Raw genomic sequence first — 25,559 nt, forward strand, 5'->3', positions numbered from 1 at the left:
CTGTTAACATCTTTTCCCCTCCAAATTTGTTATCCATATCCAATCCTTCTCAACCTTAAAAAACTACCGAAGTATTGTAATAAAGAAACATAGTAATTTGTTTTCCCATTGGGTGTTTGCATCTCAATACAATCGGTTAATTTGTAAAGTGGGAAAGGGTATTTTAACCCAATAGCCATAATGGCACGTTGCGGTAATTTGTCGAACTGCAATTTTGCAGTTACAGCGGTTAATTCGCCGTAGTTGTCGTAAAAAGCATTCATTTCTTTGCCATTTAAAATAAAGCTGGCTTTTACAAACTGATCAGTCACTTTCCAATCAACATTTTCAGCTTTTAAAAATTTATCCGTAAAATGGTTCAGCACAGTAAAGCTTACTTTAGAAGCAGGATCGGTGGCGGCTGTAGCTGCGATGGATACAGTTATCAGTGCCAGAGAAATTATTTTTTTCATTGTAATACAATTTTAAGGTTTCTAAAAAAATATTTTTGTTTGATAGGGCAAACCTACGCTGCCCCGAAAATGAAACGAAATAGTTTGTGATTGGTTACAGTAAACACCTACTGTTTTGTATGAACGGTAATGCCGCTATTTTTAAATGGAATACTTTAATTACACAAAACACTGTATTCATAAATGTTTCAGCCAACATAATTTTTTTTGAAAAGCATTATTTTACTGTGATGAAAGTGTAAAAGAAATGATAAGGAGATGGATGAATGAAATGAAAAAAATGCACATGCAACAGCTATCATACTAAAGAAGTATACAATTCAGAAAACATTAAAAAACTTGTATATATATAAAAAGAAATGCTTATTTTTCATTGTTTTCATGATAATCTTCTTCGGTATTAATGGCCCAAATATTGTCTTTCGTAGTAATACCATTTCTAATATTTTCTACAGCAGTAATGGCCGTTAGCATAGAGTGATCCTGATTATTGTATTTGTGCATTCCATTCCGCCCAATTAAAAATAAGTTAGAAAAAGTATCGGTAAACTGCCGAATAGTATTGAATTGATGATAGGTACCAAAATAAGCAGGATAAGTTTTCGGCATACGAATAATGGTACTGTCAATTACATCATTCCGATCAATAATATCAATTTTATGTAACTCTTCAATAGCAAATTGAATAAAGCTGGCATCATCCATTTGCCAAAGTTTATCGCCTTCATTACAAAAATATTCTAAGCCTATCCATACTTTAGTTTCATCGGCGACCATGTAAGGCGACCAGTTATTAAAAATTTGCAGGCGGCCAATTTTTACATCTCTTTCCTGAATATAAATCCAATTATCAGGCACTACATTGTTAATGGTAAGAATGCCTGTTTCGTTTTTAATTTTTAACCGGTTCAATAATAAACCAACGGTAATAAAATCGCGGTACTGTAATCCATCACTAATCTTTTTAACGTCAGCGGGTACTACGTTACCAATACCGGTAATCAGTTCTTTCACCGGCATGGTAGAGAAAAAATAATCTCCCTGCGCAGTTCTTGTTGTACCACTATGCGTATCAGTATAAGTAACTGACTGTACACAACTATTTTCAGTTTGTATGGTATTTACATTTGCATTTTTGATAATTACACCGCCCTTTTCCTCAATCATTGCAGCAACGGTTTCCCACATTTGTCCCGGGCCTAATTTGGGATACATGAATTGCTCAATTAGACTGGTAGCCACCTCTTTTTGTTCAATAGATGTTTGTTTTTTAAAAATTGATTGAACTGCATGCCATATAGCTTTTGAAACTGATAATTCTTTGATGCGTTGTGCACCCCAATCGGCCGCAATGGCATTACAGGGTACACCCCAAACTTTTTCGGTATAATCTTTAAAAAATGTTTGATACAACTCCGTGCCAAACCTGCTGATAAAAAAATCTTCCAGTGTATGTACCTCTTTCAGTGGAAACAAGCGAATTTTTACATAACTAAAACCAATTTTAATGATGCGGATAATACCTAAATTAGAGAGCGTTTTTGCACTGAGCGTAATAGGATAATCGAAAAACTTACGCAGAAAAAAAATGCGGGATAAGCGTTTTCTAATCAGCATTACTCGATCTGTTTGTTCCGGATCGGGCCCATTGGGCGAAAGCATAACCGTAGTTTTTTTACGCTGATAAAAAATATCTTTTTGTATATCATCTTTTGCCGCAGCCCCCTGAATGGGTAAAATATTTTGCCACCATTGCATCACTACATCTGATTTTGAAAAGAACCGATGCCCGCCAATATCCATTCTGTTTCCTTTGTACACAACAGTTTTAGAAATACCACCCATATCGGTCGACTTTTCTAAAATGATGGGTTGAATATCTGTTTTGGTAACCAGTTCATAAGCGGCTGTTAAGCCTGCCGGACCTGCTCCGATAATGATTGCTATTTTAGGCATATAGGTTACAATAAATTCATTAATATGATTACAATTTTCCCGAAATTCAAAATTGCGTATAAAATGTCATCACAGTACAAAGCACTTCATTCTTAATAAAAAAATATTACTTAACAGATAGAAAAATTAATTTTTCTGTTATTAAAAATATATTATTTTACCATATAAATACCTGCTGATATGAAAAAGATGTCAATAAAACTATGTGCGCTATTATTGTTTGTTAGCCATATTCTGGTAGCACAAAGATCATCTGACTTTGAAAAATACCATTACAAGCCAAAGCTACAAAAAAACCGATTCGGATTTTTGTACAATCGAAAGATTGCGGCATTTGCAATGAAGTGGGAATAGCTGGCTTAATAAAAAATAATGAAATAAAAAATATATTAGAAGAAAAATGTGTTTTTTATCCTACTACTTCCATTCCATCCTACATTCAACCCGATACCAATGTGTTTTATTTTCCTAAATCATTTTTTGGAATGATTATTTTAAATAATGCCGGCAACATCATAACCGTAAATCATGGCACCCGCAATACCGATGGTTATTATACTTTACTCGCTTATAAAGTTTTAAACAACACACTGAACAATGGCAAAAATTTTAAGTGATGAAGCGAAAAAGAATGGAGCTTTCTTTGTAAAACAAACCATTCAAACAGCACCGGGTGGCCAGCGTATTGCCAACGAATTAAACAATGGAGCGTGGCAGGTTTACCGGTTTAGCAACGATCCTTATTTTTTTTGAAAAAAGCGCTGAAGTGGAGTCAGCAATCCATTGCCGCAGCATTATCGCCTGAAAATGCAGATACCCATGCTCATATTTTATACAAATTAGGCAAAACTAAAAAGCTATTACCTGGGAAAATACTGCTATTACTGAGGCACGTAAAAGAAATATTTCTGCCAAACAATTTGAAGCTGTTGTACAAAAAATGCAAAACAGCGAGGTTTTAAACGATTGAGCCCGGTTGATCGTTCATTGCACAATACAATATTACTGTAACTTTAGCCAAATGAATTATCTGGCACATGCATATTTATCATTTGGCCATCCGGATATATTGGCGGGCAATATGATGAGTGATTTTATTAAAGGAAATAAAAAAAATAATTTCCCTATACTGATACAACAGGGTATTAGGTTACATCGTTTAATTGATCAGTATACGGATGAACACCCCGCTACGCTGGCTGCCAAACAATTGTTTAAACCGCAGGTAGGCTTGTATGCCGGCTCATTTATGGATGTGGTGTATGATTATTTTTTGGCCAATGATGAACAGGTATTTGCAGCAGAACAGCAATTAGCGCATTTTAGTGAAACTGTTTATACCGTCTTGCAACAGTATGAATCGGTGTTTCCTGAAAAATTTACACCGGCCTTTCAACACATGCGAACGCATAACTGGCTATTGCATTATAGAAATAAACGGGGTATTGAAAAAACCTTTGAAGGATTGGTGCATCGGGCACAATATTTACAACCACCCATTGCTTTATTACCTGTATTGGAAAACAATAAGGCATTTTTCCAGGAAGCCTATCAACAGTTTTTTCCCGATGTAATTCAATTCGCATCTAAACAATTGGCCATACTTTTAAATGAGTTATAAAGTAATACTGTATTATTGCCCTCCATCATTCAATTTACCTTACGGCATAATCTTTGTTCATTCAACAAAACCCTGCATCTTCGTGCTATAAAAAATTATTCATCCACACATAAAAACAAAACAGTATGAATCGGTTCATTGTTTTTTTTGCCTGCATGCTATTATCGTTACCAATTTGGGCACAACAAAAGCCCACAGATTTAGACAAAAGCCCTATGGACATGAGCTATTGGCCGGATAGTTATCCTTTATTAAAAATGAATGGCAAAGTAAAAGACCTGCCCGTTGCAAGAATTATTTTCAGTCGCCCACAAAAAAACAACCGTACCATTTTTAACGGCATCGTAAAATATGGTGAAATGTGGCGTTTAGGCGCTAATGAAGCCACTGAAATTGAATTTTTTAAGAATGTAAAAATTGGCGGAAAAGTAGTGTCCAAAGGTCGTTACACTTTATACTGCATACCAGAAGCCGATAAATGGACATTAATTGTAAATAAAGACAATTACAGTTGGGGCAACTATACTTACGATATCAAGAAAGACGTAGTTCGTACCACCATTCCAGTAGAAAAATTAAGCAGCCCTATTGAAAATTTTACCATTTACTTTGAAGATGCAAAGAATGGTGCCAATTTAATTATGGAATGGGATGATGTAAAAGCAGCATTGCCCATTACCTTAGCTCCATAAAAAAAATTTGTTTATTGAACACTTACCTCAACCCAAACAGGTTGGGGTATTTTTTTATTATCCCGATTTTAAATACGCATTCGCCAACATTTTGCATCTTTGTTAAATGGCGGCCTAATAAAAGGCATGAAGCCTGTATTTTATTATTCAAAAATGCATATTGTATGGAATTAGCTACCACTTTTATTCATGCCGGGGCAGAACCCGATCCTTCTACCGGCGCTATTATGACACCTATTTACCAAACCTCTACCTTTGTGCAGGAAGCACCCGGTGTAAACAAAGGTTTTGAATATGCCCGAAGCCAAAACCCCACTCGCTTTGCTTTAGAAAGTGCATTTGCTGCCATTGAGCAGGGCAAATATGGTCTTGCCTTTGGTAGTGGTGTTGCTGCAACCGATGCTGTTTTAAAATTATTACAACCCGGCGACGAAGTAATTGCAGCCAATGATATGTATGGAGGTACTTACCGGTTATTCACTAAAATATACCAGAAATTCGGCATTCGTTTTTTGTTTACCGATACTACTGTTCCTGAAAACGTACAGCAAGCCATTACCGATAAAACTAAATTAATATGGATAGAAACACCCACTAATCCATTAATGAACATTACCGATATTGCTGCCATTGCTTCTATTGCCAAAAAAGCAAATATTTTATTGTGTGTTGACAATACGTTTGCATCACCTTATTTACAAAACCCGCTTACTTTAGGGGCTGATATTGTAATGCACTCAGCCACCAAATATTTAAGCGGCCATAGCGATGTTATTCAGGGTTGTTTGGTCATGAATGATGAAACCCTGAGGGAACAGCTTTATTTCATCCAAAAATCATGCGGTGCCGTTCCCGGACCCATGGATTGTTTTTTGGTATTACGCGGTATAAAGACTTTACATGTACGTATGCAAAGGCATTGTGAAAACGGACAAGCTATTGCACATTTTTTACGCAATCATCCAAAAGTGGCACAGGTATATTGGTGTGGATTTGAAGACCATCAGGGTTATGCCACTGCATCGAAACAAATGCGTGGCTTTGGAGGCATGATGAGTTTTACTTTAAAAGATGATCGTATTGAAAATGCCAAACGGGTTCTTTCTTCTACCCATCTATTTTCATTGGCCGAAAGTTTAGGAGGAGTAGAAAGTTTAATCAACCATCCCGCCTCTATGACGCATGCTTCCATACCACGTGAAGAGCGCTTAAAAAACGGTTTAACCGATTCATTAATCCGTTTAAGCGTGGGTATTGAAGATGTAAAAGATTTAATAGAAGATTTAAATAAGGCTATTGGCTAATTTTTTTGGTTCATACAATAAATACAATATGCAAATTCTTATAGAAGTAATTGGATGGCTCGGTGCTTTACTGTTATTGGGCTCTTATTATATGAATATGAATGGCAAACTGGCTGCCGCATCTCCATTGTACATCTGGAGCAATATTGTGGGTGGCATTTGTTTTATCATCAATTCATCTTACCACCATGCCTTTCCATCTGTAATGGTGAATATTATTTGGATTGGCATTGCCATTGTGGCACTTATTAAAGCACAGCAACAAAAAAGGGGCACCGTTGGTAAATGATACCCCCTTCTTCAAATAAAAAAATTATTTCAACATAAAATCTTTTTCCAGCACATCTCTGGAATTACCGCCAACAAATACTTTAAAGGCGCCTGCTTCTATATGCACATTTCCTTCACCATCATAAAAAGCCAAATCTTTATCAGTTAAGGTAAAATGCAGCAATTTCTTTTCGCCGGGTTGTAAATACGCCCGTTGAAAAGCTTTTAATGCTTTAACCGGCTGTACAATAGAAGCGCTCATTTCACGAATGTATAATTGTGCAACCTCATATCCGGCTTTGTTGCCGGTATTGGCTACCTGCACTGATACCTGCAACGGACTATCCTTCTGTATAGTGTTGTTATTCAATTCCAAATTACTGTAAGCAAAATTAGTATAGCTTAAACCAAAGCCAAAAGGATACAATGGTTTATTGGGAATATCGCGGTAACGGCTCTTCCAACTCTGATCACCTGAATCGGGTAAAGGCCTACCGGTATTAAAATGATCGTAATACACCGGAATTTGCCCCACGGCATAAGGAAAGCTCATCACGGTTTTACCGGATGGATTATAATCGCCACTCAACACATCGGCAACGGCATGTCCGGTTTCTGTTCCCAGAATCCAGCAATATACAATGGCATTTACATAAGGCTGAATGGCAGTTAATACCAATGGCCTGCCTGCTGATACCAAGGCAACAACCGGCTTACCTGTTGCATGCAAAGCTTTTAACAATGCTACCTGCCCGTCTGAAATAACAGGGTTAGCCAATGAGCGGTCTTCACCGGCTAATTTTCCTGACAATCCTATATTTACTATAATTACGGCAGCATTTTTAGATGTTGCAACCGCTTCGTTGATTAATTGTTCATTGCTGCTGCCATCCGGCAAATAACCATCGCTGTAAGCTATATTGCTATGCTGATACCTTTCAGTAATGCCTTCATAAATATTTACTGCATCAGCAGCTTTTCCATTGGCAATCCAAAAATCAAACAAATCGGCTTTGCTTTTAGCATAGTAGCCAATTAATGCAATGGAAGAATGAGCAGTAGCGTCAATGGGTAATACGTTGTTTTCATTTTTCAACAATACAATTGAGGCATCGGCGGCTTTTCTGGCTTCATTGCGATGGGCTTCTGTAAATTCAGTTGCCTTTTCACGGGCTGCATCAGAAAATTTATAGGGGTCATCAAATAAACCCAATTTAAACTTATAGTATAAAACTCTGCGCACATCATCATCTACTTGTTGCATGCTGATTTTTCCTTCTTTTAATAATTCAGGTAAATAATCTACCACCACTTTCGATTCCATATCCATCATACTACCAGCGCTCAATGCTTTGTAAGCAGCATCTTTTCTATTGGCCGCATAGCCATGTGTAATCATTTCATCAAACGAGTTCCAATCGCTCACCACAATTCCTTTAAAACCCCATTTCTTTTCTAAAATATCGTGTACCAAATATTGATTACCGCTGGCAGGTACACCATCAAAAATATTAAATGCATTCATTAGGGTAGCAGCACCGGCATTTACACCTGCATGGTAAGGCGGCAGGTATTTATTCCATAATGCCACTCTTGAAACATCAACTGTATTGTATTCTCTTCCACCCTGCACTGCGCCATAAGCTGCAAAATGTTTTACACAGGCCATAATATGTTCTGCATCATTCAAATTGCCCTGTAATCCTTTTACCCTTGCTGCTGCTACTACACTGCCATAATAAGGATCTTCGCCTGCTCCCTCCATCACACGCCCCCATCTGGGATCGTTACTAATATCACACATCGGTGCAAAGGTCCAATGCAAACCGGCGGCGGCAGATTCTTTTGCAGCAACAGCTGCATCTTTCTCAATTTGCGCCACATCCCAACTGCAAGCTTCTGCTAAAGGAATGGGGAAAATAGTTTTATAACCATGTATAACATCAAAAGCAAATAACAATGGAATACCCAGTCTGCTTTGTTCTACCGCAATTTTTTGCAAAGCAAGGGTTTCATTGGCGCCGGTAACATTTAAGAACGAACCTACTTTACCTTGCTTTGCCATTTCAATTTTAGCCTGTTGGCCGGGATCGTTGGCTGCCGGACCTGTAAAGATGCCGCCATTCAACTGATTCAACTGGCCGGCTTTCTCTAAGGGTGTCATCCGTTTCAACAAATCATTGATCCGGTCTTCAATGGGTGCTTTTGCATTTTTATATAAAGGCTGTTGTGCCTGTACTATTAACGCCACAAATAGCGCTACCGTTAGTATGGTTGTTTTTTTCATATGTGTATATTTATGGAATGATAGATACATTTTTATACAAACAGCCGCATCAGTACAAATAGCATTTTTTAAATAAATGAAAAATAGATTTAAATTTTTCTACAACACTTTATAAAAAGCTTTTGGCAGCTATGCCGATTGAATTAGGTTTGTGGCCTTAAAGTTACAATGCTTTCTGTGTTTACAAACTGCAATGGGTTAATTGGATAAAATAATACCTGAATTATGTCGAAAAAGTCAACATATTATTTGAAAGATTTTCTGGATAGCAAAGTGGCGATATACAACCGTCCCGATTTTATTCCAGGCGATCCCATTTCGATTCCACACAGATATACCCAAAAGCAGGATATAGAAATTGCAGGTTTGTTTGCCGCATTATTTTCATGGGGTAACCGAACCACCATTATTCAAAAATCAATAACATTGATGCAATTGATGGATGATGCCCCTTATGATTTTATCTTCAACCATCAACCCGCTGATTTAAAAAAATTAATGCAATTTCAATACCGCACATTTAATACTACCGATTTATTGTACACTATTTCATTTTTACAACAGCATTACCAACAATACCAAAGTTTAGAACCTGCTTTTAGCCAATGGGGACCAACTGTTGCAGACATGTTGAATGGATTTCATCATTATTTTTTTTCGATGGAAGATGCTCCTACCCGAACCCGAAAACACATTGCAGCACCCGAAAACAAATCGGCCTGTAAACGGCTAAATATGTATTTACGCTGGATGGTAAGGAAAGATAATATGGGCGTTGATTTTGGCATTTGGAAAGAATTGCAGCCTGCACAACTCATTTGCCCATTAGACTTGCATGTAGCCAGGGTTGCAAAAAGACTGAACATGATACACCGCAAACAAACCGACTGGTTAACCGCGATTGAGCTAACGGATTATTTACGCAATTTAGATGCCACCGATCCGGTAAAATATGATTTTGCACTCTTTGGTCTGGGTATCATTGAAAAATATTGATGTAAATTGCAGCATCTTATGCAGGAAAGTCCACAAAATATTGTTACCCGATTTTTGCAAAATAACAGCATTGCAGTTGAGCAGCATACCCCTGCCTTTCAGCAACTGCGAGATGCCATTCAATTTTTAATTGAATCTGATTTTTATGCCTTAGTGCAATTATTATACAGAATAGATGTAGATGAAAAATTATTAAGGCAAACCCTGCATGAACATCAGGAAAATGATGCTGCTGAACTGATTACCCAATTATTGATCGAACGGCAGGCTCAAAAAATTGCCTGGAGAAAAAAAATGAACCAAAACAAAAATATTAGTGAAGATGAGAAATGGTAGTTTGCAACAATGCATTGAATAAACCGGTGGCTATACAAAAACAATACACATGAAATTAATATCGTACTTACGGGATGGACAGGACCAATTGGCATTTTTAGTGCATAATTTTTTATATGATTGCGATGCAGTACATCCGGAATTACCGGGCAGTATGAATATGTTTCTGAATTACTGGGATGATATGTACCCCATTGCTCAAAAAGTAAATCAGGCTTTAACCATGGGAACCATGGGTGCCAACAATGGGGTACCGTTAGAAGGCATTCATTTATTAGCACCGATACCCTTCCCCACCAGTTGCAGAGATGGGTATGCTTTTCGTCAGCACGTGGCAGCTGCACGACGCAATAGAAATGTACCCATGATACCAGAGTTTGATCAGTATCCAATTTTTTATTTTACCAATCACCACAGCATACAAGGCCCCGGCACCATTTATTGCATGCCCGACCATTTTGAGCAATTGGATTTTGAATTAGAAGCAGCGGTTGTAATTTGCAGAAATGGAAGAAATATTGCAGCAGAAGTGGCCGATGAATATATTGGCGGTTTAATGGTGATGAATGATATGAGTGCCCGCAAACTGCAAATGGAAGAAATGCTGTTGAATCTGGGCCCTGCCAAAGGAAAAGATTTTTCTACTGTAATTGGCCCTTGTTTGGTAACCTTAGATGAATTAACCGCTTTTGAAATTCCACCCAAGCCGGGCCATACCGGTAAAAGCTGGAATTTAGGTATGAAATGCTGGGTAAATGGGGTTGAAGTGAGCAATGGCAATTTGGGTGATATGTACTGGACCTTTGCAGAAATTATAGAACGTGCCAGCTATGGCGCCAACCTGTATGCCGGCGATGTAATTGGTTCCGGCACTGTAGGCACCGGCTGTTTTTTAGAATTAAACGGAACTGGCAAACTGAACAATCCCAATTATGAACCACAATGGTTAAAAGAAGGCGATGTGGTTGAAATGGAAATTGAGCATATTGGAAAAATAAGCAATGCCATTGTAAAAGAAGACAGTAGCTTTAGTTTGTTGGCGCAAAAGAAAAATTCGAATACATCCATTTAATCACTTACCATCTGCCATTATCACAATTAGCTAAACATGTTGATAAACATTCAGGAATTATCAGGGTTAGAAAGGCAGGGTTGGTTACAGCATGCCATTGCGCCGCGGCCCATTGCTTTTGCCAGTACCATAGATACTGCGGGCAATGTAAACCTTAGCCCCTTTAGTTTTTTCAATTTATTTTCTACGAATCCTGCCATTGTTATTTTTTCTCCCACCCGAAGTGTGCGGGAAAATAAAGTAAAACATACCTTATTAAACATGCAGGAAGTACCAGAAGTAAGCATCAATATTTGTACTGAAGCCATGGTACAACAGGTTAGTTTAAGTAGTTGCAATTATCCAAAAGGGGTAGATGAATTTATGAAAGCCGGCTTCAACAAAGAAAAAGCCACTTACATACAACCGCCATTGGTAAAAGAATCGCCCATTCAAATGGAATGCAAAGTATTGGAAATAAAAAGTTTGGGCAAAGGGCCCGGTGCCGGGCAATTGGTAATAGCCGAAGTAATTTGCATGCATGTTTCTGAAAATGTTTTGAATGATGCAGGGACTATGATTGACCAACGCAAAGTGCATCACGTTGCAAGATTGGGTGGCGATTGGTATGCCGTTATCAATGAACAAAATTTATTTACGGTTGCCAAACCCAATGCACATTTAGGAATTGGAATAGATGCCCTGCCTTTAGCAATAAAAAATAGCCGTATTTTAACGGGCAACCATTTGGCACAATTGGCCAATGTAAGCAGTATTCCGGCTATTGATGCGGCTTTTGAAGATATGCAACTGAAACAGATTATACAATATTACGCCAACAGCCCTGCAGAAATGGAAGAAGAATTACACCGCTATGCCATTCAATACATTCAAAAAAACGAAATAGAAAAAGCCTGGCAAATTCTGCTAACCGGAACAGATGTTCGATATTCAGATAAAACCGAAAATACTATTTAAACACTTTACAACAATTTAACCAATAGCCCAAACATCTTCTTCATTCAATATGTTCGATAAAGTGTTTTGATTCAACAGTTTGGCTGCTTTGGCGGTTTCCATTACCTGCTGAACAATGGCATAAGTATCATGCGAAAGCGTAAGTTGTTGTTGTGGTAATCCATTCAGCCATGCCTGAACATTTTCAGCAAAATGCTCATCTATTTTTTCAATAATAGGCACATTAAAATGTTGCAGTGCTGCAGCATTACACAACTGCTCATATTGCCCTCTAATGGGCAAACACAGCAGGCGTTTACCTAAGTATAAAGTTTCGGCAGGTGTTTCAAAACCGGCACCGGTAATTACACCATGTGATTGCAACATGCTTTTGGTAAATGAAGCATTATCAATCGGAATAAAAGTAATATTCCCTTTCTGTTCTCTTTGTTTTACCAATTTTGAAAACACTTCAAACCGTATATCGGGTAGCTGACTTAAAGCATTAGCTACTACTGCATCACTATAATGAGAAAGGTATACCGTAACATGGCCTTTATCTTCCGAAATACCATTTAAAATATCGTTTTTAATAACCGGCGGATAAATAAAATGATCGTATCGTTTAAAATGCAAACCCACATAAGCGGTAGTGGGTGCATATTTTTTTAAAACCAGTTCACCGGCAACATTACGTTTAGAAGGCCGGGGGGTATTGGGCGACTTAAACGCAGCCTGATGGCCAAAATTAACACTGGAAATATTCTTGAGATAGCAGCTCAATGCAGTAATACTTTCAAAATCGTTCAGTATCACATCATAATCATCTAACGGTAGTGCATTTGCTTCTTTGTATGCACGAATTGGCGAGCAATATTGCAACATTTTTACATAATCTAATCCACCTTTATTCCCATAAAACAAACTCATGCCCTTACTGGTAAATTTTACGGGAAGATTAGCGTTTAAATGACTATTACTGCCACTTAAAAACACATCTACCTGCCCATATTGCTGTAAATAGGGCAACAACTCTACGGCCCTGCTGATATGGCCGTTACCGGTAGCTTGTATGGCGTAAAATATTTTCATGATGAATGAAATAGGTTTAAAAAGGTTTTGATAAAGCTATTTGTCCGGGTACAGTGTGAAAAGATTGCGATACGGAATGAACAAATAAGGCAATTTCATCGGTAACCACATCCGGACTTGCCAGTTTTTTATTCATATCTACCACTTTAGCGGTTTCAAATGCTTTATCATCGTAGGTATACATGTGCCAGGCATTGTTATAAAATTCTAATGCCGTTAAATGTTCAACCCAATCGCCGCTATTTAAATAGGTAACCTTTCCATTTTCATTTTCCACCACCCGCATTTGTGGTTCGTGAATATGCCCGCAAATAACATATTCATATTTTTTTTCAATAGCTATTTCGGCAGCTGTTTGTTCAAAATTGTTGATTTTAATGACTGCTTTATTTACACGGTTCATTACAGTTTTAGAAAGGCTCATTTTTTCGCGGCCCATCATCTGTAAAAAATGATTAAGCAACCTATTAAAACGAATCAGCAGGTTATAGCCGTGGCTACCCCATTTTGCCAGTAATTTGGCACTGCCTTTGGTGGTATTATCAAACACATCGCCATGAAAAATCCAGCAAAGGTGCCCATTAATTTCCATCACCATTTTATCTACCAACTGAATATTGCCTACATCAAAGTGAGTATAGCGGCGCAAAGCCTCATCATGATTGCCGGTAATATAAATAACCCTTGTGCCTTTGGTAGCTAAGCTTAGAATTTCTTTAATCACCTGCATGTGGGCAAGCGGGAAAAAACGCTTCCGAAATTGCCAAACGTCAATAATATCGCCATTTAAAATTAGAATTTGGGGTGAAATGCTTTTTAGGTAATTAACCAGTTCCTGAGCATGACAGCCGGTAGTACCCAGGTGCAAATCACTCATCACAACAACATCTACAGGTCTTCTGTTCATATCAATTGGTTTACCAAAATTCAAACAGTAGTATTACCTGAATATGAATAGAATATGAATTTATTGTTACTTTAATTTAATTTAAGTTTACTTAACCCGCTTTTTTGGTGTTGGAAAATTTGCTTTTTAACGCCGCTTTTGTTGTTACAAAATGAAGTAAAGCATTGATTTGGTATATCTTTGCCACTAAAATGCATGAATATGAAAATGTGGCGAAGCAAAATATTTTTAGGGCTTGTATTTATCATAGTGGGCACAGCAACAGCTGTAGCGCAATGTTCTATTTGTACCAAAACTGCCGAACAATTAGGAGAAGGACCTGCTAAAGGTTTGAATGCGGGAATTTTATACTTAGCAGCAACACCATTTTTAATTATCGGCTATATTGGTTACCGCTGGTTTCAATCTGAAAAAGAAAAAAACAAGTTGGATGCGCAACAAAGTGAGCAGAGCCAACTATAACGTTACTTTTGAAATTGCTGATGCGTACTATCGCAATAAGGCGGATTTTTTGTATGCTTACAATTGCACAACCATACTTCCGCATCTTCTTCGGCCGTAAATCTTAACGGTTTAAAGGGCATACCCTCAATAGTTTTATGGTGCCCATCGCAAAAAGGATTTTTTTGACTTAATCCGCAGGTACACCAGGCATAGGTTTTCCCTTTTTCAACCATTACTGCAGTTGGTTCTGCTTTAAAAACATGTGGTTCTTGCATGAAAATAATTTAATTTAGAAATTATAGTGAGCAAAGTAAACAAAAATGGTACTACAAAAGTTTTCCATCAAAATAAATTAGTTCTACAATATATGTGCTTTGCCCGTGCCGTTTATCAATAGAATGTTAGCTTTGTATACTTTAATTAAGCCCATGAGCCAACAAATAGACATTCATTTTTACCCAAAGCAAAAAAATATTCAAAAAGCATATTTTTCTATACTGATACCCAGTTGGAATAATTTAGAATATTTGCAATTGTGCATTGAAAGTATTCGACAAAACTCTGCATATCCACATCAAATTATTGTGTTTGTGAATGACGGAAAAGATGGAACATTAGCGTGGGTGCAAGCACAACAGGACATTGATTTTCTGCACAGCGCAAACAATGTTGGTGTTTGCTATGCGCTAAATGCCTGCAGGAAACTGGTAGCAACTGAATACATACTTTACATGAATGATGATATGTATGTTTGTCCCAACTGGGATCAGTACTTATGGGAAGAAATACAATCCATTGGCCATCCTTATTTTTTTATTTCTGCTACTGCTATTGAACCAATAGCCTCCAGTAAATGTGCTATTGAACATAATTTTGGAACCGACCTTGCAACATTTAAAAAAGAGGCATTACATGAACAATTTGCAAGCCTTCCTATGAACGACTGGCAAGGAGCAACCTGGCCGCCCAATATTGTACATATAAGTATATGGGACTTAGTAGGTGGTTACAGCATAGAATTTTCACCGGGTATGTATTCCGATCCTGACTTTTCCATGAAATTATGGCAAACAGGTATTCGCTATTTTAAAGGAGTCAGTAAAAGCAGGGTATACCATTTTGGCTCCCGCTCGGTAAAAAGGGTTAAGAAAAACCCCGGCTATTATACCTTCATCAGAAAATGGGGAATTACGTCCAGTACTTTATCCAAATTTTATTTAAGAAGAGGAGCGCCTTTCACAGAAGTTTTAAACGAACCGATTATACCAAAACTTATACAAATAAAAAATTATTTTAAAAAAATTGCGATTCTATTCAAACAATAAAATTGAACCTCATATTTTCAAATGAAAATAATCATAAAAATAGTCTGCAGATTTTAAATTCAGGTAAGCTACTCTGTTTGCATTAAAATCGTTATAAGTTAATTGATCTATTTCTTGTTTAGAATAATTAAACGATGATGTCTGTTGATGATGTCCTTTAGATTTTGATACAACACCAAGACCATGATCACAATCTAATACAAACACATCCAAATCTGCCCTGCAGCATTGCAAGTATAAAATTGTTTTCCATACATCACCATTCCAAGTACCGGAAAAATTTCTATTTTGCCATTCATTAAACGAGCAAGCTGCTTCAGGAGTTAAAGGATTACAATCATGCATAATAATAACGCCATTCTCATTCAACCTTTCTAAAATATGCTCAACATCTCGTGTCGAAAAAGCAAATTCATGCATACCATCTACCAACGCGATATCAATTTTTTTATCACCAAAAACACTTTTTGCATCGTTTTCAAAAAAAGCATCACTGGTTTTTTTGAAATATTTGTTGAATAAGTTAAAAGGGTTTAAAATAATTTTTCCTAAAATTCGGGCTTTGGTGAACGTAAAATCTGGATCAATTGCTATTTTAAAGAAACTTTTTATTCTAAAAAATATGTGTCCATTAAAAACGCCTATTTCTATATAATTTTTTAACTTTTTTTGTGTCATTAAAAGCTGAATAGCCAATAATCGATTCATGTTGGGTGTGTTAAGCAATGAAAGTAGCCGTTTAAAGTGAATTATGCTATTAAATTGCCTATAAAATCTCCTCCACCCATTGATACAAATTAAAACCGGGATGATGCACAAAATTAGACAAATGTGCTTTTAATTGTTGGCGTTGTATTCCTTTCATACATTTTTGCTGCAACAAGCGGTAGGCTTTATCGGCCATTAGCCATAATTTTCTTTCCGGTGTTTGTAATATAGAACTATGTGCGTTAATAGATGTAATCAATTCAGCAATGCCTGTACCGTTGGTGGCAATGGTACTGATAACAGGTGTTTTCCAACTATTATCGGTTTGTACAGGAGTTAGCATGTGTTGTAAATTTTTTACAAATAAAGCTGCTCCGGGCCTGTCGGCTTTATTCACCACAAAAATATCGGCAATCTCCATCAGTCCCGCTTTCATGGTTTGTATTTCATCACCGGCCTCGGGTACCAATACCACCACCGTTGTATTAGCCAAACCGGCAATTTCAATTTCACTTTGGCCTACACCTACTGTTTCCACAATAATATCATCAAAACGTGCCTCTTTTAAAACATCAGTCATCTCTAAAATTTTAGGATGCAATCCGCCTAAATTACCACGGCTGGCCAATGAACGAATATACACCTGTGGGTGTGCATACCATTGGTTCATGCGTATTCTATCGCCCAACAATGCCCCCAAATGAAAGGGGGAAGATGGATCAACACACAATACAGCCACTTTTCTTTCCAATGCAACCAATACCCCGATTAACGCATCCGTTAATGTACTTTTACCGGCACCAGGTGGCCCTGTAATACCAATTACTCTGGCATTGTGCTGCAATTGCAGCGATTGCATAAAACTTAAATAGCCGGGTGTTTCATTTTCAATCAAACTTAATGCCCGTGCCAGTGCTTTTATATCACCGCTTTGAATATCTTTCCGTAAATTTTCCCACATAGAACCCTGTTGACGTGCGTAAAATTACTGTATACCTGTATTGATATGTTTAAAAAAACAACAAATCGCAATTTTTTATGGCAACAGCCCACCATACATTGTCTGCTTACAGGGCTATTTGTACTCATGCTATTGGGTTTATTATTCAGCAGGGCAGTGCTCTCTATAAGCATGGCAGTGTGGCTCATTACTCTCATAGCTTTTAAATTACAACATCCATTTCCCAAAGAAAAACACCCATTATTGTATTGGTCGCTAATACCTTTGGTCTTGTTTGTAGTAGGAGCCTGGCAACTTCCTTTTCAAAAAGATACTTACGATTTTTTGTTAAACCTATGTACCTATCCCATTGCTTTTTTTGCTGTACACTTGTTATATGCTTCTATTGATGGAAATAAAATAATTCGTATTTGGATTGTTGTTGCATTTTTGAGTAGTATTTACCCATTGAGTTGGTATGCCACACATTTTCAGGAGGCAGTTATCAAATACGGCAGCGGACAATCCATGCCTGTTTGGATGGATCATGATCATATTCGTTACAGTATTTTTTTATGCAGTGCTTTTGCTCTGCTTCTATTTCATTATCCTTTTTCAAATAATTTCCGCTTATCTGTTGTAGTGGCTACATTTTTATTGATTGTTTTTTTATCGGTAAGAACTGCCTGGGTAATATTGGCCATTATGCTACTGTTTATTCCATTTTTAAAAATAATACCTTACCATAAATGGTTAACCGTTGGTATCATAGCAATAGCCTGTTGCAGTTATTTTATTCTCCCTACAGTACAAAAAAAAATAGCTTATACCCTATATGACTGGCAACAATTTAAGCCTTCTGTTTTTAACAGCAACTATTCAGATGGTGCCCGGCGTAATTTAAATTATATAGCTTTTGAGGCCATACAACATAAATCTTATAACGTTGGATGGGCAGGTGTTGCACCAATCATGCAGCAATATGGAAAAAAATATTTTCCGCAACAACCCCTGCAATTTGGATGGCCTTTTAACCAATGGTTATTTTGGTTATTGGGAAGTGGGTGGTTGGGTGTATTGGCCTGGACTATTTGGTTGTTATACCCCATAATTTGGGGATGGCAACAGCAACAATTAGGCGTAATAGCCTGGAGTATGGCCATTATGGCATCCTGCCTGGTAGAAAGCAATTTAAATTTTCAGTTTGGTGTTTTTTTACATGCGTGGCCACTGGCCCTAATGGCCTTCAACCATCAGGATAATAAACGGTAATTCCTGAAATCGAACGGACGAATACCGGTTAATTTTTCGAAATGGTACAACAATCTATCTTTAAACGAAAAACGTTTTTTGTTAATATTTAAATTTATTTGCCAGTTTTTAGCGGCAATACGTTGCTGCATTACAGCCGGATGTGTACCGGTAAATTTTTCAATAGAATCATACTCCTCAAAATTATACACCTGTTGTGGCGAGTTGGCAATAGCCTGAATAGAGGCATGATTCCAATAAGCAGCCATATTTTTATTTTTACGCATCATTTGTTCGGGGCTTTTTACCCAACCATAATGATATACATAAGCATTGGCAGGCTTTACCCATAATTTCTCGGTACCAATTCTAAAACCCTGCGCATCTTTGTAGGCAGTAATTCTTTTATCGTTGCGTATAATGCGTACTTCATGATCGTACCAGGTGCGGCTATCGCCCACATAATCATAAGTTCCATAAAAATGCAGGTATTGAAACAATAAACCTTCTACTTTAATATTGTATTGATGTTCCTTGCAGGCTGCCAAAATAGCTGCATGGTATTTTTCATGCACACATTCATCGGCCTGAATATAAAATGCCCAGGTGCTTTCCGGATCTATTAGTTGAAATGCTTTATTGGTTTCAACTGCCAACACAGTTCCGCCGGCACGTAGCGTTTTATCCCAAACAGAATGATGAATTTTGATTTTAGGATCGGGTATTGATTCAATTAAACGCAACGTATCATCCTCACAATCGCCCACTAATACTATCATTTCATTTACCACCGGCAAAATAGAGGTAATGGCTTCCACAATGGGATAATCGTTGATAATGGCATTTTTAATAATGGTAAACCCAGATATTTTCATAAATACATGCAACTTGAAATGAATAAAATAAAACAACTTTTAATGAACACCGGTATTCACAATTTCAAAATTGATTACAAAGAACCGAAAAAAATCATTAACCATTACTTTTGACAAATGAGTGCGTCTATCAATTATTTTCTCAATTTTACAAAATGACCAATTTTATTCCCATTTTCCCTTTAAACATAGTTGTTTATCCGGATGAAATACTGCATTTAAAAATTTTTGAACCGCGTTACAAACAACTGATAACAGAATGTTATGCAGACAATAAACCATTTGGTATACCTGTTGTAGCTGATAACAAAATTACCGACTCTGGTACCTTGGTTGAAATAAAAGAAATTGTAGCGGTATATGAGGATGGTAAAATGGACATTGTTACCAAAGGCGTTGCTGTATTCAAAATTCTGGAATTTATTCAACAAGTACCCGACAAATTGTATAGTGGCGCCATAGTTACCTATCCAACCAACCAAATTACGCCAATGTACACCTATTTAAAACCCGTACTCAGCAATATTCGTGAACTATTTAAACAATTACAGGTAACCAAAGATTTTAAAAAGAAAGAAGAAGAACTACTGAGTTATGATGTTGCCCATCATGTTGGGCTTACACATGAGCAGGAAATAACCTTACTCTGCCTGTTTAAAGAATTGGAACGCATTGAATTTTTACGCAGGCATTTATTGCAAATTTTACCTTTGGTACAGAGCATGGAATTATTAAAAGAAAAAATAAAATTAAACGGCCATTTTAAAGAACTGAAAGGATTTAATTTTTAACCACTAAACCCATTACATATGTCGGTTATACTCTGCTTAGATTTTGGCAATACCCGTTTAAAAGGCGCTATTTTTATAAATGATACTTTAACAACTGTTGTTCCATTAGCCGATGACAGTGTACCAACGATACTACATTTACTGGATACTTATCAGCCTTCACATAGCATTTTATCCTCAGTTATTCAACATAATACCGCTATTAACGATTTGCTTAGCCACTACACCAAATTTCATTTATTAAATCACGAAAGTAAATTGCCTATTTCCACCCCTATAGGCAAACCTGCTACCATTGGTGCCGACCGGCTGGCTATTTGCAGTGCAGCCGTTCATTTATTTCCACAACAACACAATTTAGCAATAGGCTTGGGTACCTGTGTTACGTACAATTATATTAACCCGTTCAATGAGTTTTTAGGTGGCGCCATTTCACCTGGTATGCACATGCGCTTTAAAGCCATGCATGAACAAACAGCCAAATTACCGTTAGTACAAGCCGACAGTAATTTCCCGTTGATTGGGTATGATACCAGAACTAATTTATTAAGTGGCGTACTGATGGGTTTGGCAAAAGAAATTGATGGTATGATTGATGCCTACAGCGAAAAATTTTCTAATTTAAAAGTGAGCATGACAGGTGGAGATATGAATTTTTTTAAAAGCTATTTAAAAAATCCGGTGTATACCGATGAAGATTTGTTATTTAAAGGTTTATTCTACATTAACCGTTTAAATAATCCTTAGATATGGGCATCAAATTGTAATTTTGCCATTCATTTATGCAGGGAGGTGCACTATGTTTTACATCAAAAAATGGTTTACTATTTTATTCATTAGCTCATTGGCCATTTCCTGCGAAAATGATATTCATGAAGTAGAAAATTTAGGAAAAAAAAAATTAGGGGTTGAAGAAGGTACGGGTATTGTAAGCCAGTTTAGCCAGGCAGGCCGCATTAAAGCTGTTTTAAAGGCCCCCTACATGCTGCGCTATCAATATGATACTGTAAAAATTGAATTTCCCCGAACACTACATGTAGATTTTTATGATAGCACCGCAAAAATTGACAGTCGTTTATTTGCCCGATTTGGTTCTTATTTAGAAAATGAAAATAAAGTGTTGTTGCGTGATAGTGTCATTGTTTTTAATGTTAAAGGCGATACCTTGTTTACCAATGAATTGTTTTGGGATCAGTTAAAAGGAACCTATTATACTGATAAACCGGTAATTATCAGTCAAACCAACCCCATTCGTCAAAAATTATACGGTACAGGTTTTTCTTCCAATCAGGATCTTACCAATATAAAAGTGTACAAAGTAGGTTATGGCAATGCCGGGCAAAGCAGTTTTTTAAATGTACCGGATAGTTCTTTATAATTAAAGATTCAATCACCATAAAAACGTAATATATGGAATACAGAAAAATGGGCCGCACCGGCTTACAATTAAGTGTTTTAAGCTTTGGCAGTTGGGTTACTTTTCACAAACAAATTAATGATGGCATTGCCGATGAGCTAATGGGTGTAGCTTACGACAATGGCATTAATTTCTTTGACAATGCAGAAGCCTATGCATTGGGCGAAAGTGAAAAAATGATGGGCAGGGTGCTAAAAAATAAAGGATGGGACAGAACATCTTACATCCTATCATCTAAAGCGTTTTTTGGATGGCGTGGTAAAAACAACAAACCCAACCAAACCGGTTTAAGCAGAAAACATTTAACCGAAGCTTGCCATGAAGCATTGCACCGACTGCAAACAGATTATCTCGATTTATATTTCTGTCACCGCCCCGATAAAACTACTCCTATTGAAGAGGTAGTATTAACCATGAATACTCTTATTAACCAGGGCAAAGTTTTATACTGGGGTACCAGTGAATGGAGTGGGGTTGAAATTATGGAAGCCCATCGAATAGCACGTGATTACCGCCTCATTGGCCCTTCCATGGAGCAACCTCAGTACAATTTATTTGAAAGAAATAAATTAGAAAACGAATATCTTGAAATCTTTAAAAATGTAGGTTTGGGTACTACTATCTGGAGCCCATTGGCTGCAGGCTTATTAACCGGTAAATACAACAATGGCATACCCGAAGGCAGCCGCTTAAGCATTGAAGGTTTTGAATGGTTAAAAGACCGATTAATGGTTACTGAAAAAATAGAAAGAGTAAAGCAACTCACCGCATTTGCTACAGAATTAGGCGTTTCAGTAGCTGCACTCAGTATTGCATGGACCATTAAAAATCCGCATGTAACCACAGCTATTTTAGGTGCCACCAAAACCGAACAATTAACAGACAATTTAAAAGCATTGGACGTATTGCCTTTGTTAACAAATGAGGTAATGGAAAAAATTGACAACATTATGCAAACCAAACCTGTTGTTCCTGAATTCTAATCATTCCTTTTATAATAGACAGAGGCTGCTTCATTATTGAAACAGCCTCTTTTCATGTAAGGGATTGCCATTCAGCAATTTATCCAAACAGTGAATGTTTAACTCATTTTAGCATCTTCTGCCATTCTGTGATACGAATTTTTACTGGCTTCCACTAATTTTAAAATTCTTTCCCTTACGTCATCACGCAAACCGCTGGTTTCATTTTCAAGCACGGCTTTTAATTCATCCAATTCGTTATTCGCCTGTCCGCGTAAATGCCGAAGTTTTCGTTTCATATCATCTGCAGTATCTGCAATTTTTTTACGGGTATCACTGCCCTTGGCGGGAGCAGTTAATAACCCAATGGCAACACCAGCCACTAACCCGGATAAAACGCCAATTAAAAATTTTTGTGCACTCATAAACTATATTTTTATTGTGAAGAAATCATTTTTAGTAGCTATACAAGTTACCAACAGATGGCCTAAAAAGAAAGTTAAACAACAAATAATTAATATATTTTAACACTACATACTTTTAAATTTTAACATTCCATACCACCAAATAATGAGCGGATAATTACTACACACAAAAAGTTTACCGAATATTTTATACAATAGTTCTGAATTGCGCTTATTTTTGAATACATGCTACCCATCGCAAAAAAAATATAGAACATGTACCCATTGCTTCCCCTGGCGTTTGGAAGTATGCGCTACAATTTTTAGGGTGGTTTATTTTACTGGGGTACAAAAATGATATGGAGACTTACTACACCCTATCATTATTTCAATTAATTATATTCAACTGAATAGAACTGTTGTTTTAGAAAGTAGCAGAAAAATTTTAGAAGCTTCGGGATATTATATATACAGTCCGCAGCCGGATGTGTTAACCATTAGCGGTGAATATGGCATTATTTTAAATTACTCCTATTTTGGTTTTGCGGTTATCAGTTTTTGGCTGGCATTTGTTATTACGCATCATGGCCGTTGATAGTTTAAAATAATTTGGGCTATAACTTAGTTTGGCTATCATCATTGCCTGCAATATTGCACGGGTTTGTTTGGTTTTATTATCGGGTTTAGAGCATTGGTCATTGCCATTTGGATTGGAGCACCATACCTGGTTTAATATAGTGACCTATGCTGCTATTATAGTGCTTGCTGTTTTTTACAATTATCTCGTTACTAAAAACAGTGTTCAATAACAATCAGTTGCAGAAAAGAAATTGGAATAAATATCAATAACCCATCTAAAAAAATGCATAAAAAAAGCGGTAAAATTTCACATTCTTTTACCGCTTTTTTACTAAAGTATACCACCTGTTATTTTATGCAAATTTAAATGCTTTCATATAAGCAGCATCTGCTTTAGCACTCAATAAAGGCGTGGTACCGGTAAAGGCTTCCTGCTCAACAATATAATATTTCATACCATTTTCTCTGGCTGTTTTTAAAATAGCAGGATAATCAATAGTACCCTTGCCTAGAATGCAGGATTCGTGGCCACCATTTGCAGTTTTTGCCAAATCTTTTACATGGCATAAACGGAACCGATGACTGTATTTTTTAAGCCACTCCTGCGAATTTTCGCCGGCAGCTACTACCCAGTAAATATCCATTTCAAAATCTACCAAGTGTGGATCTGTTTCATCCATCATAACAACCTGAGGCACTTGTCCATCTACAGGTTTAAACGAATAATCGTGATTATGATAGGCAAACCTAATTCCGTTTTTCTTACAAATTTCACCGCATTGATTAAACTGCTCTGCTATTTTTTTAAAGCTGTCAATATCTTTTTGTGGTCCTTTGTAAGGGCAAATTAAATAGTCCATACCAATTTCGGCAGCTTCAGCAGCTTTTTGCTCAAAGTTGGTATTGATATCGCAATGCGAGGAAATAATTTTTGTACCCACGCTGTCGCAATATTTTTTGAATTCTTTATTTGTCATTCCCCAAAATATGCCCATTTTTCCTTCAAAACTTTCTAATTGCTTATAGCCATAAGATGCCACAGCTTTGAGTGTTTGTTTAGGATCTTTGGCTAAATCTTCTTTTACTGTCCATAATTGCAACCCAAATTTAGAAAGATCGCCTTCAGTATGGTTGGAAACATCGGTTAATATATTAGTGGCCATTTTTTTTACAGGGGCTGCCAATGCCAGCGCAGAAAGGCCGCCCATTTTTAAAAAATTTCTACGATTGGTTGACATGTTGTTTTTTTTAAAGGTAATTGATGGTATAATATTTCATTAAAACAATGTTGGATAAATGCACCATCTACTAAGTAGCCCAGGCTTTATCGCCTTTTTTATAAGGCATACAACCATCATAATGACCGGGCACTGCCACATAGCGCAAAGCTTGGGTAGCACCGGGTTTAGAAGTAAAATACCCGAATAGGGTAAGCTGCTTCATCATTGTAAAATAATGGTTGGGCGACAAAGCAATGGTTTTGTTTCTTTCCTTTGCTGCTTCCTCTTTTAATTTCGCTTCTTTTTCATTTTTTTCTTTCTGATAGGCTTTTGCTTCAGCATCAATTTTTTCTAACAACGCAGTTCTTTGCTGCGGTGTTGCCTGCATAAAGCCGATACCGTTCTCTTTTTTGCAGAATTCATTTAATTGGCTGATGCCTTCCATGAATACTTTTTGATCGGGTTCCGTGTAGCAGTCAGTCACCATCACTTTCATAAAATTACCAATTCCGGCTGCTTTTGCTCCGGGAGAAGAAGTAGTTGGAATAATGGTTTCACCTACTTCATCTAAGAAAGCAATATCATCCGGTTTAAAGGCTACCACACCGGATTTTTCATTTTTGCAGCCGCTGAGTAAAAACTCACCACCAACCATTACACTGCCGGTAGCCAGTGCAACCATTTTTAAAAGTTCTCTTCTATCCATAGCTTGTATTTTAAAA

Annotated in this window: 29 protein-coding genes; 17 read left to right on the forward strand and 12 right to left on the reverse strand. The window is 37.0% G+C overall.

Annotation, left to right across the window (positions count from 1 at the left end):
• Nucleotides 1-29 precede the first annotated feature (29 nt).
• Nucleotides 30-452, reverse strand: coding sequence for a hypothetical protein (locus JK139_RS13215; RefSeq protein WP_218331508.1), 423 nt, complete (start codon nt 450-452; stop codon nt 30-32).
• Between the two features lie 363 nt (nt 453-815).
• Nucleotides 816-2,468, reverse strand: a complete 1,653-nt coding sequence (locus tag JK139_RS13220) for an NAD(P)/FAD-dependent oxidoreductase (protein ID WP_317196309.1) — start codon at nt 2,466-2,468, stop codon at nt 816-818.
• A 284-nt stretch (nt 2,469-2,752) separates the two neighbouring features.
• On the opposite strand from JK139_RS13220, the gene JK139_RS13225 reads away from it, so the two are divergent.
• From JK139_RS13225 to JK139_RS13250, 6 genes are all read left to right on the forward strand, one after another.
• On the forward strand, nt 2,753-3,025 hold the full coding sequence (locus tag JK139_RS13225) for a hypothetical protein (protein WP_074417653.1): 273 nt from the start codon (nt 2,753-2,755) through the stop codon (nt 3,023-3,025).
• Nucleotides 3,006-3,161, forward strand: coding sequence for a hypothetical protein (locus JK139_RS13230; RefSeq protein ID WP_176712974.1), 156 nt, complete (start codon nt 3,006-3,008; stop codon nt 3,159-3,161). The genes JK139_RS13225 and JK139_RS13230 overlap by 20 nt, the downstream gene beginning before the upstream one ends.
• Nucleotides 3,162-3,429: 268 nt before the next feature.
• Complete coding sequence (locus JK139_RS13235; RefSeq protein ID WP_074417655.1) at nt 3,430-4,029, forward strand: acyl carrier protein phosphodiesterase; 600 nt, start codon at nt 3,430-3,432, stop codon at nt 4,027-4,029.
• A 125-nt stretch (nt 4,030-4,154) separates the two neighbouring features.
• A complete protein-coding gene (locus tag JK139_RS13240; protein WP_074417656.1) occupies nt 4,155-4,721 on the forward strand; it encodes a DUF2911 domain-containing protein in 567 nt (188 codons plus the stop codon).
• A 164-nt stretch (nt 4,722-4,885) separates the two neighbouring features.
• Nucleotides 4,886-6,025, forward strand: coding sequence for a cystathionine gamma-synthase (locus JK139_RS13245; RefSeq protein ID WP_074417671.1), 1,140 nt, complete (start codon nt 4,886-4,888; stop codon nt 6,023-6,025).
• Nucleotides 6,026-6,053: 28 nt separating this feature from the next.
• Entirely contained in the window at nt 6,054-6,314 is a 261-nt protein-coding gene (locus tag JK139_RS13250) for a CBU_0592 family membrane protein (RefSeq protein WP_074417657.1), read from the forward strand.
• Between the two features lie 24 nt (nt 6,315-6,338).
• On the opposite strand, the gene bglX is transcribed toward JK139_RS13250, so the two are convergent.
• On the reverse strand, nt 6,339-8,582 hold the full coding sequence (gene bglX / locus JK139_RS13255; RefSeq protein WP_218331510.1) for a beta-glucosidase BglX: 2,244 nt from the start codon (nt 8,580-8,582) through the stop codon (nt 6,339-6,341).
• Between the two features lie 225 nt (nt 8,583-8,807).
• Between bglX and JK139_RS13260 the strand changes: the two genes are divergently transcribed.
• The 4 genes from JK139_RS13260 to JK139_RS13275 are packed head-to-tail and all read left to right on the forward strand — an operon-like array spanning nt 8,808 to nt 11,943.
• Entirely contained in the window at nt 8,808-9,578 is a 771-nt protein-coding gene (locus tag JK139_RS13260; RefSeq protein ID WP_074417659.1) for a TIGR02757 family protein, read from the forward strand.
• Nucleotides 9,579-9,596: 18 nt separating this feature from the next.
• Nucleotides 9,597-9,914 (forward strand): hypothetical protein, encoded by a 318-nt coding sequence (locus tag JK139_RS13265; protein WP_074417660.1) that lies wholly within the window; start codon nt 9,597-9,599, stop codon nt 9,912-9,914.
• Nucleotides 9,915-9,963: 49 nt separating this feature from the next.
• Nucleotides 9,964-10,986 carry a fumarylacetoacetate hydrolase family protein gene (locus tag JK139_RS13270; protein WP_074420967.1) on the forward strand — a complete coding sequence of 341 codons (1,023 nt, stop codon included), beginning with the start codon at nt 9,964-9,966 and terminating at the stop codon, nt 10,984-10,986.
• A gap of 36 nt (nt 10,987-11,022) precedes the next feature.
• Nucleotides 11,023-11,943: a flavin reductase family protein gene (locus tag JK139_RS13275; protein ID WP_074420968.1), complete on the forward strand. Its 921-nt coding sequence runs from the start codon at nt 11,023-11,025 to the stop codon at nt 11,941-11,943.
• A 15-nt stretch (nt 11,944-11,958) separates the two neighbouring features.
• Here JK139_RS13275 and JK139_RS13280 read toward each other — a convergent pair whose 3' ends face one another.
• Together JK139_RS13280 and JK139_RS13285 are read right to left on the reverse strand one after the other, a co-directional pair.
• A complete protein-coding gene (locus JK139_RS13280; protein ID WP_074420969.1) occupies nt 11,959-13,014 on the reverse strand; it encodes a glycosyltransferase family protein in 1,056 nt (351 codons plus the stop codon).
• Between the two features lie 16 nt (nt 13,015-13,030).
• On the reverse strand, nt 13,031-13,921 hold the full coding sequence (locus tag JK139_RS13285) for a UDP-2,3-diacylglucosamine diphosphatase (RefSeq protein WP_074420970.1): 891 nt from the start codon (nt 13,919-13,921) through the stop codon (nt 13,031-13,033).
• Between the two features lie 201 nt (nt 13,922-14,122).
• Between JK139_RS13285 and JK139_RS13290 the strand changes: the two genes are divergently transcribed.
• Nucleotides 14,123-14,383 carry a hypothetical protein gene (locus JK139_RS13290; RefSeq protein WP_074420971.1) on the forward strand — a complete coding sequence of 87 codons (261 nt, stop codon included), beginning with the start codon at nt 14,123-14,125 and terminating at the stop codon, nt 14,381-14,383.
• 2 nt (nt 14,384-14,385) lie between these two features.
• Here the strand turns inward: JK139_RS13290 and JK139_RS13295 are convergent, their stop codons facing one another.
• Nucleotides 14,386-14,640, reverse strand: coding sequence for a CDGSH iron-sulfur domain-containing protein (locus JK139_RS13295; protein WP_074417664.1), 255 nt, complete (start codon nt 14,638-14,640; stop codon nt 14,386-14,388).
• A 153-nt stretch (nt 14,641-14,793) separates the two neighbouring features.
• Here JK139_RS13295 and JK139_RS13300 point away from each other — a divergent pair, with 153 nt between their 5' ends.
• Nucleotides 14,794-15,690, forward strand: a complete 897-nt coding sequence (locus JK139_RS13300; protein WP_218331512.1) for a glycosyltransferase family 2 protein — start codon at nt 14,794-14,796, stop codon at nt 15,688-15,690.
• Nucleotides 15,691-15,699: 9 nt separating this feature from the next.
• Here JK139_RS13300 and JK139_RS13305 read toward each other — a convergent pair whose 3' ends face one another.
• Complete coding sequence (locus tag JK139_RS13305; protein WP_218331514.1) at nt 15,700-16,386, reverse strand: class I SAM-dependent methyltransferase; 687 nt, start codon at nt 16,384-16,386, stop codon at nt 15,700-15,702.
• A gap of 70 nt (nt 16,387-16,456) precedes the next feature.
• A complete protein-coding gene (gene meaB / locus JK139_RS13310; protein WP_218331516.1) occupies nt 16,457-17,359 on the reverse strand; it encodes a methylmalonyl Co-A mutase-associated GTPase MeaB in 903 nt (300 codons plus the stop codon).
• 45 nt (nt 17,360-17,404) lie between these two features.
• Here meaB and JK139_RS13315 point away from each other — a divergent pair, with 45 nt between their 5' ends.
• Nucleotides 17,405-18,610, forward strand: a complete 1,206-nt coding sequence (locus JK139_RS13315) for an O-antigen ligase family protein (RefSeq protein ID WP_218331518.1) — start codon at nt 17,405-17,407, stop codon at nt 18,608-18,610.
• Here the strand turns inward: JK139_RS13315 and JK139_RS13320 are convergent.
• Nucleotides 18,592-19,464 (reverse strand): glycosyltransferase family protein, encoded by an 873-nt coding sequence (locus tag JK139_RS13320; protein WP_074419320.1) that lies wholly within the window; start codon nt 19,462-19,464, stop codon nt 18,592-18,594. The genes JK139_RS13315 and JK139_RS13320 overlap by 19 nt on opposite strands.
• Before the next feature lie 155 nt (nt 19,465-19,619).
• On the opposite strand from JK139_RS13320, the gene JK139_RS13325 reads away from it, so the two are divergent.
• From JK139_RS13325 to JK139_RS13340, 4 genes are read left to right on the forward strand one after another with little or no spacing between them, the layout of a single operon-like run.
• Nucleotides 19,620-20,255, forward strand: a complete 636-nt coding sequence (locus tag JK139_RS13325; protein ID WP_074419314.1) for an LON peptidase substrate-binding domain-containing protein — start codon at nt 19,620-19,622, stop codon at nt 20,253-20,255.
• A gap of 18 nt (nt 20,256-20,273) precedes the next feature.
• Entirely contained in the window at nt 20,274-21,002 is a 729-nt protein-coding gene (locus tag JK139_RS13330) for a type III pantothenate kinase (RefSeq protein WP_074419313.1), read from the forward strand.
• Between the two features lie 52 nt (nt 21,003-21,054).
• The gene (gene lptC, locus JK139_RS13335) at nt 21,055-21,633 is read left to right on the forward strand and encodes an LPS export ABC transporter periplasmic protein LptC (RefSeq protein WP_074419312.1); all 579 of its coding nucleotides are present in this window, start codon (nt 21,055-21,057) and stop codon (nt 21,631-21,633) included.
• A 32-nt stretch (nt 21,634-21,665) separates the two neighbouring features.
• The gene (locus JK139_RS13340; RefSeq protein WP_074419311.1) at nt 21,666-22,655 is read left to right on the forward strand and encodes a potassium channel beta subunit family protein; all 990 of its coding nucleotides are present in this window, start codon (nt 21,666-21,668) and stop codon (nt 22,653-22,655) included.
• A gap of 98 nt (nt 22,656-22,753) precedes the next feature.
• Here the strand turns inward: JK139_RS13340 and JK139_RS13345 are convergent, their stop codons facing one another.
• The 3 genes from JK139_RS13345 to JK139_RS13355 form a co-directional block, all read right to left on the reverse strand.
• A complete protein-coding gene (locus JK139_RS13345; RefSeq protein ID WP_074419310.1) occupies nt 22,754-23,059 on the reverse strand; it encodes a YtxH domain-containing protein in 306 nt (101 codons plus the stop codon).
• A 911-nt stretch (nt 23,060-23,970) separates the two neighbouring features.
• Nucleotides 23,971-24,855 carry a sugar phosphate isomerase/epimerase family protein gene (locus JK139_RS13350; RefSeq protein ID WP_075051623.1) on the reverse strand — a complete coding sequence of 295 codons (885 nt, stop codon included), beginning with the start codon at nt 24,853-24,855 and terminating at the stop codon, nt 23,971-23,973.
• Between the two features lie 70 nt (nt 24,856-24,925).
• A complete protein-coding gene (locus JK139_RS13355) occupies nt 24,926-25,543 on the reverse strand; it encodes a gluconate 2-dehydrogenase subunit 3 family protein (RefSeq protein WP_075051622.1) in 618 nt (205 codons plus the stop codon).
• Between the last annotated feature and the right edge of the window lie 16 nt (nt 25,544-25,559).

Source organism: Hydrotalea lipotrueae (genome assembly GCF_019249625.1).
Classification (GTDB): Bacteria; Bacteroidota; Bacteroidia; order Chitinophagales; family Chitinophagaceae; genus Hydrotalea; species Hydrotalea flava.

Coding starts and splice junctions, on each gene's coding strand:
- JK139_RS13245 (WP_074417671.1), top strand. CDS start 4,886: ATGGAATTAGCTACCACTTTTATTCATGCCGGGGCAGAACCCGATCCT.
- JK139_RS13355 (WP_075051622.1), bottom strand. CDS start 25,543: ATGGATAGAAGAGAACTTTTAAAAATGGTTGCACTGGCTACCGGCAGT.
- JK139_RS13270 (WP_074420967.1), top strand. CDS start 9,964: ATGAAATTAATATCGTACTTACGGGATGGACAGGACCAATTGGCATTT.
- JK139_RS13320 (WP_074419320.1), bottom strand. CDS start 19,464: ATGAAAATATCTGGGTTTACCATTATTAAAAATGCCATTATCAACGAT.
- JK139_RS13315 (WP_218331518.1), top strand. CDS start 17,405: ATGTTTAAAAAAACAACAAATCGCAATTTTTTATGGCAACAGCCCACC.
- JK139_RS13290 (WP_074420971.1), top strand. CDS start 14,123: ATGAAAATGTGGCGAAGCAAAATATTTTTAGGGCTTGTATTTATCATA.
- JK139_RS13300 (WP_218331512.1), top strand. CDS start 14,794: ATGAGCCAACAAATAGACATTCATTTTTACCCAAAGCAAAAAAATATT.
- JK139_RS13350 (WP_075051623.1), bottom strand. CDS start 24,855: ATGTCAACCAATCGTAGAAATTTTTTAAAAATGGGCGGCCTTTCTGCG.
- JK139_RS13235 (WP_074417655.1), top strand. CDS start 3,430: ATGAATTATCTGGCACATGCATATTTATCATTTGGCCATCCGGATATA.
- JK139_RS13325 (WP_074419314.1), top strand. CDS start 19,620: ATGACCAATTTTATTCCCATTTTCCCTTTAAACATAGTTGTTTATCCG.
- JK139_RS13265 (WP_074417660.1), top strand. CDS start 9,597: ATGCAGGAAAGTCCACAAAATATTGTTACCCGATTTTTGCAAAATAAC.
- JK139_RS13280 (WP_074420969.1), bottom strand. CDS start 13,014: ATGAAAATATTTTACGCCATACAAGCTACCGGTAACGGCCATATCAGC.
- bglX (WP_218331510.1), bottom strand. CDS start 8,582: ATGAAAAAAACAACCATACTAACGGTAGCGCTATTTGTGGCGTTAATA.
- JK139_RS13275 (WP_074420968.1), top strand. CDS start 11,023: ATGTTGATAAACATTCAGGAATTATCAGGGTTAGAAAGGCAGGGTTGG.
- JK139_RS13285 (WP_074420970.1), bottom strand. CDS start 13,921: ATGAACAGAAGACCTGTAGATGTTGTTGTGATGAGTGATTTGCACCTG.
- JK139_RS13250 (WP_074417657.1), top strand. CDS start 6,054: ATGCAAATTCTTATAGAAGTAATTGGATGGCTCGGTGCTTTACTGTTA.
- JK139_RS13215 (WP_218331508.1), bottom strand. CDS start 452: ATGAAAAAAATAATTTCTCTGGCACTGATAACTGTATCCATCGCAGCT.
- JK139_RS13230 (WP_176712974.1), top strand. CDS start 3,006: ATGGCAAAAATTTTAAGTGATGAAGCGAAAAAGAATGGAGCTTTCTTT.
- JK139_RS13240 (WP_074417656.1), top strand. CDS start 4,155: ATGAATCGGTTCATTGTTTTTTTTGCCTGCATGCTATTATCGTTACCA.
- JK139_RS13340 (WP_074419311.1), top strand. CDS start 21,666: ATGGAATACAGAAAAATGGGCCGCACCGGCTTACAATTAAGTGTTTTA.
- JK139_RS13330 (WP_074419313.1), top strand. CDS start 20,274: ATGTCGGTTATACTCTGCTTAGATTTTGGCAATACCCGTTTAAAAGGC.
- meaB (WP_218331516.1), bottom strand. CDS start 17,359: ATGTGGGAAAATTTACGGAAAGATATTCAAAGCGGTGATATAAAAGCA.
- lptC (WP_074419312.1), top strand. CDS start 21,055: ATGTTTTACATCAAAAAATGGTTTACTATTTTATTCATTAGCTCATTG.
- JK139_RS13260 (WP_074417659.1), top strand. CDS start 8,808: ATGTCGAAAAAGTCAACATATTATTTGAAAGATTTTCTGGATAGCAAA.
- JK139_RS13345 (WP_074419310.1), bottom strand. CDS start 23,059: ATGAGTGCACAAAAATTTTTAATTGGCGTTTTATCCGGGTTAGTGGCT.
- JK139_RS13295 (WP_074417664.1), bottom strand. CDS start 14,640: ATGCAAGAACCACATGTTTTTAAAGCAGAACCAACTGCAGTAATGGTT.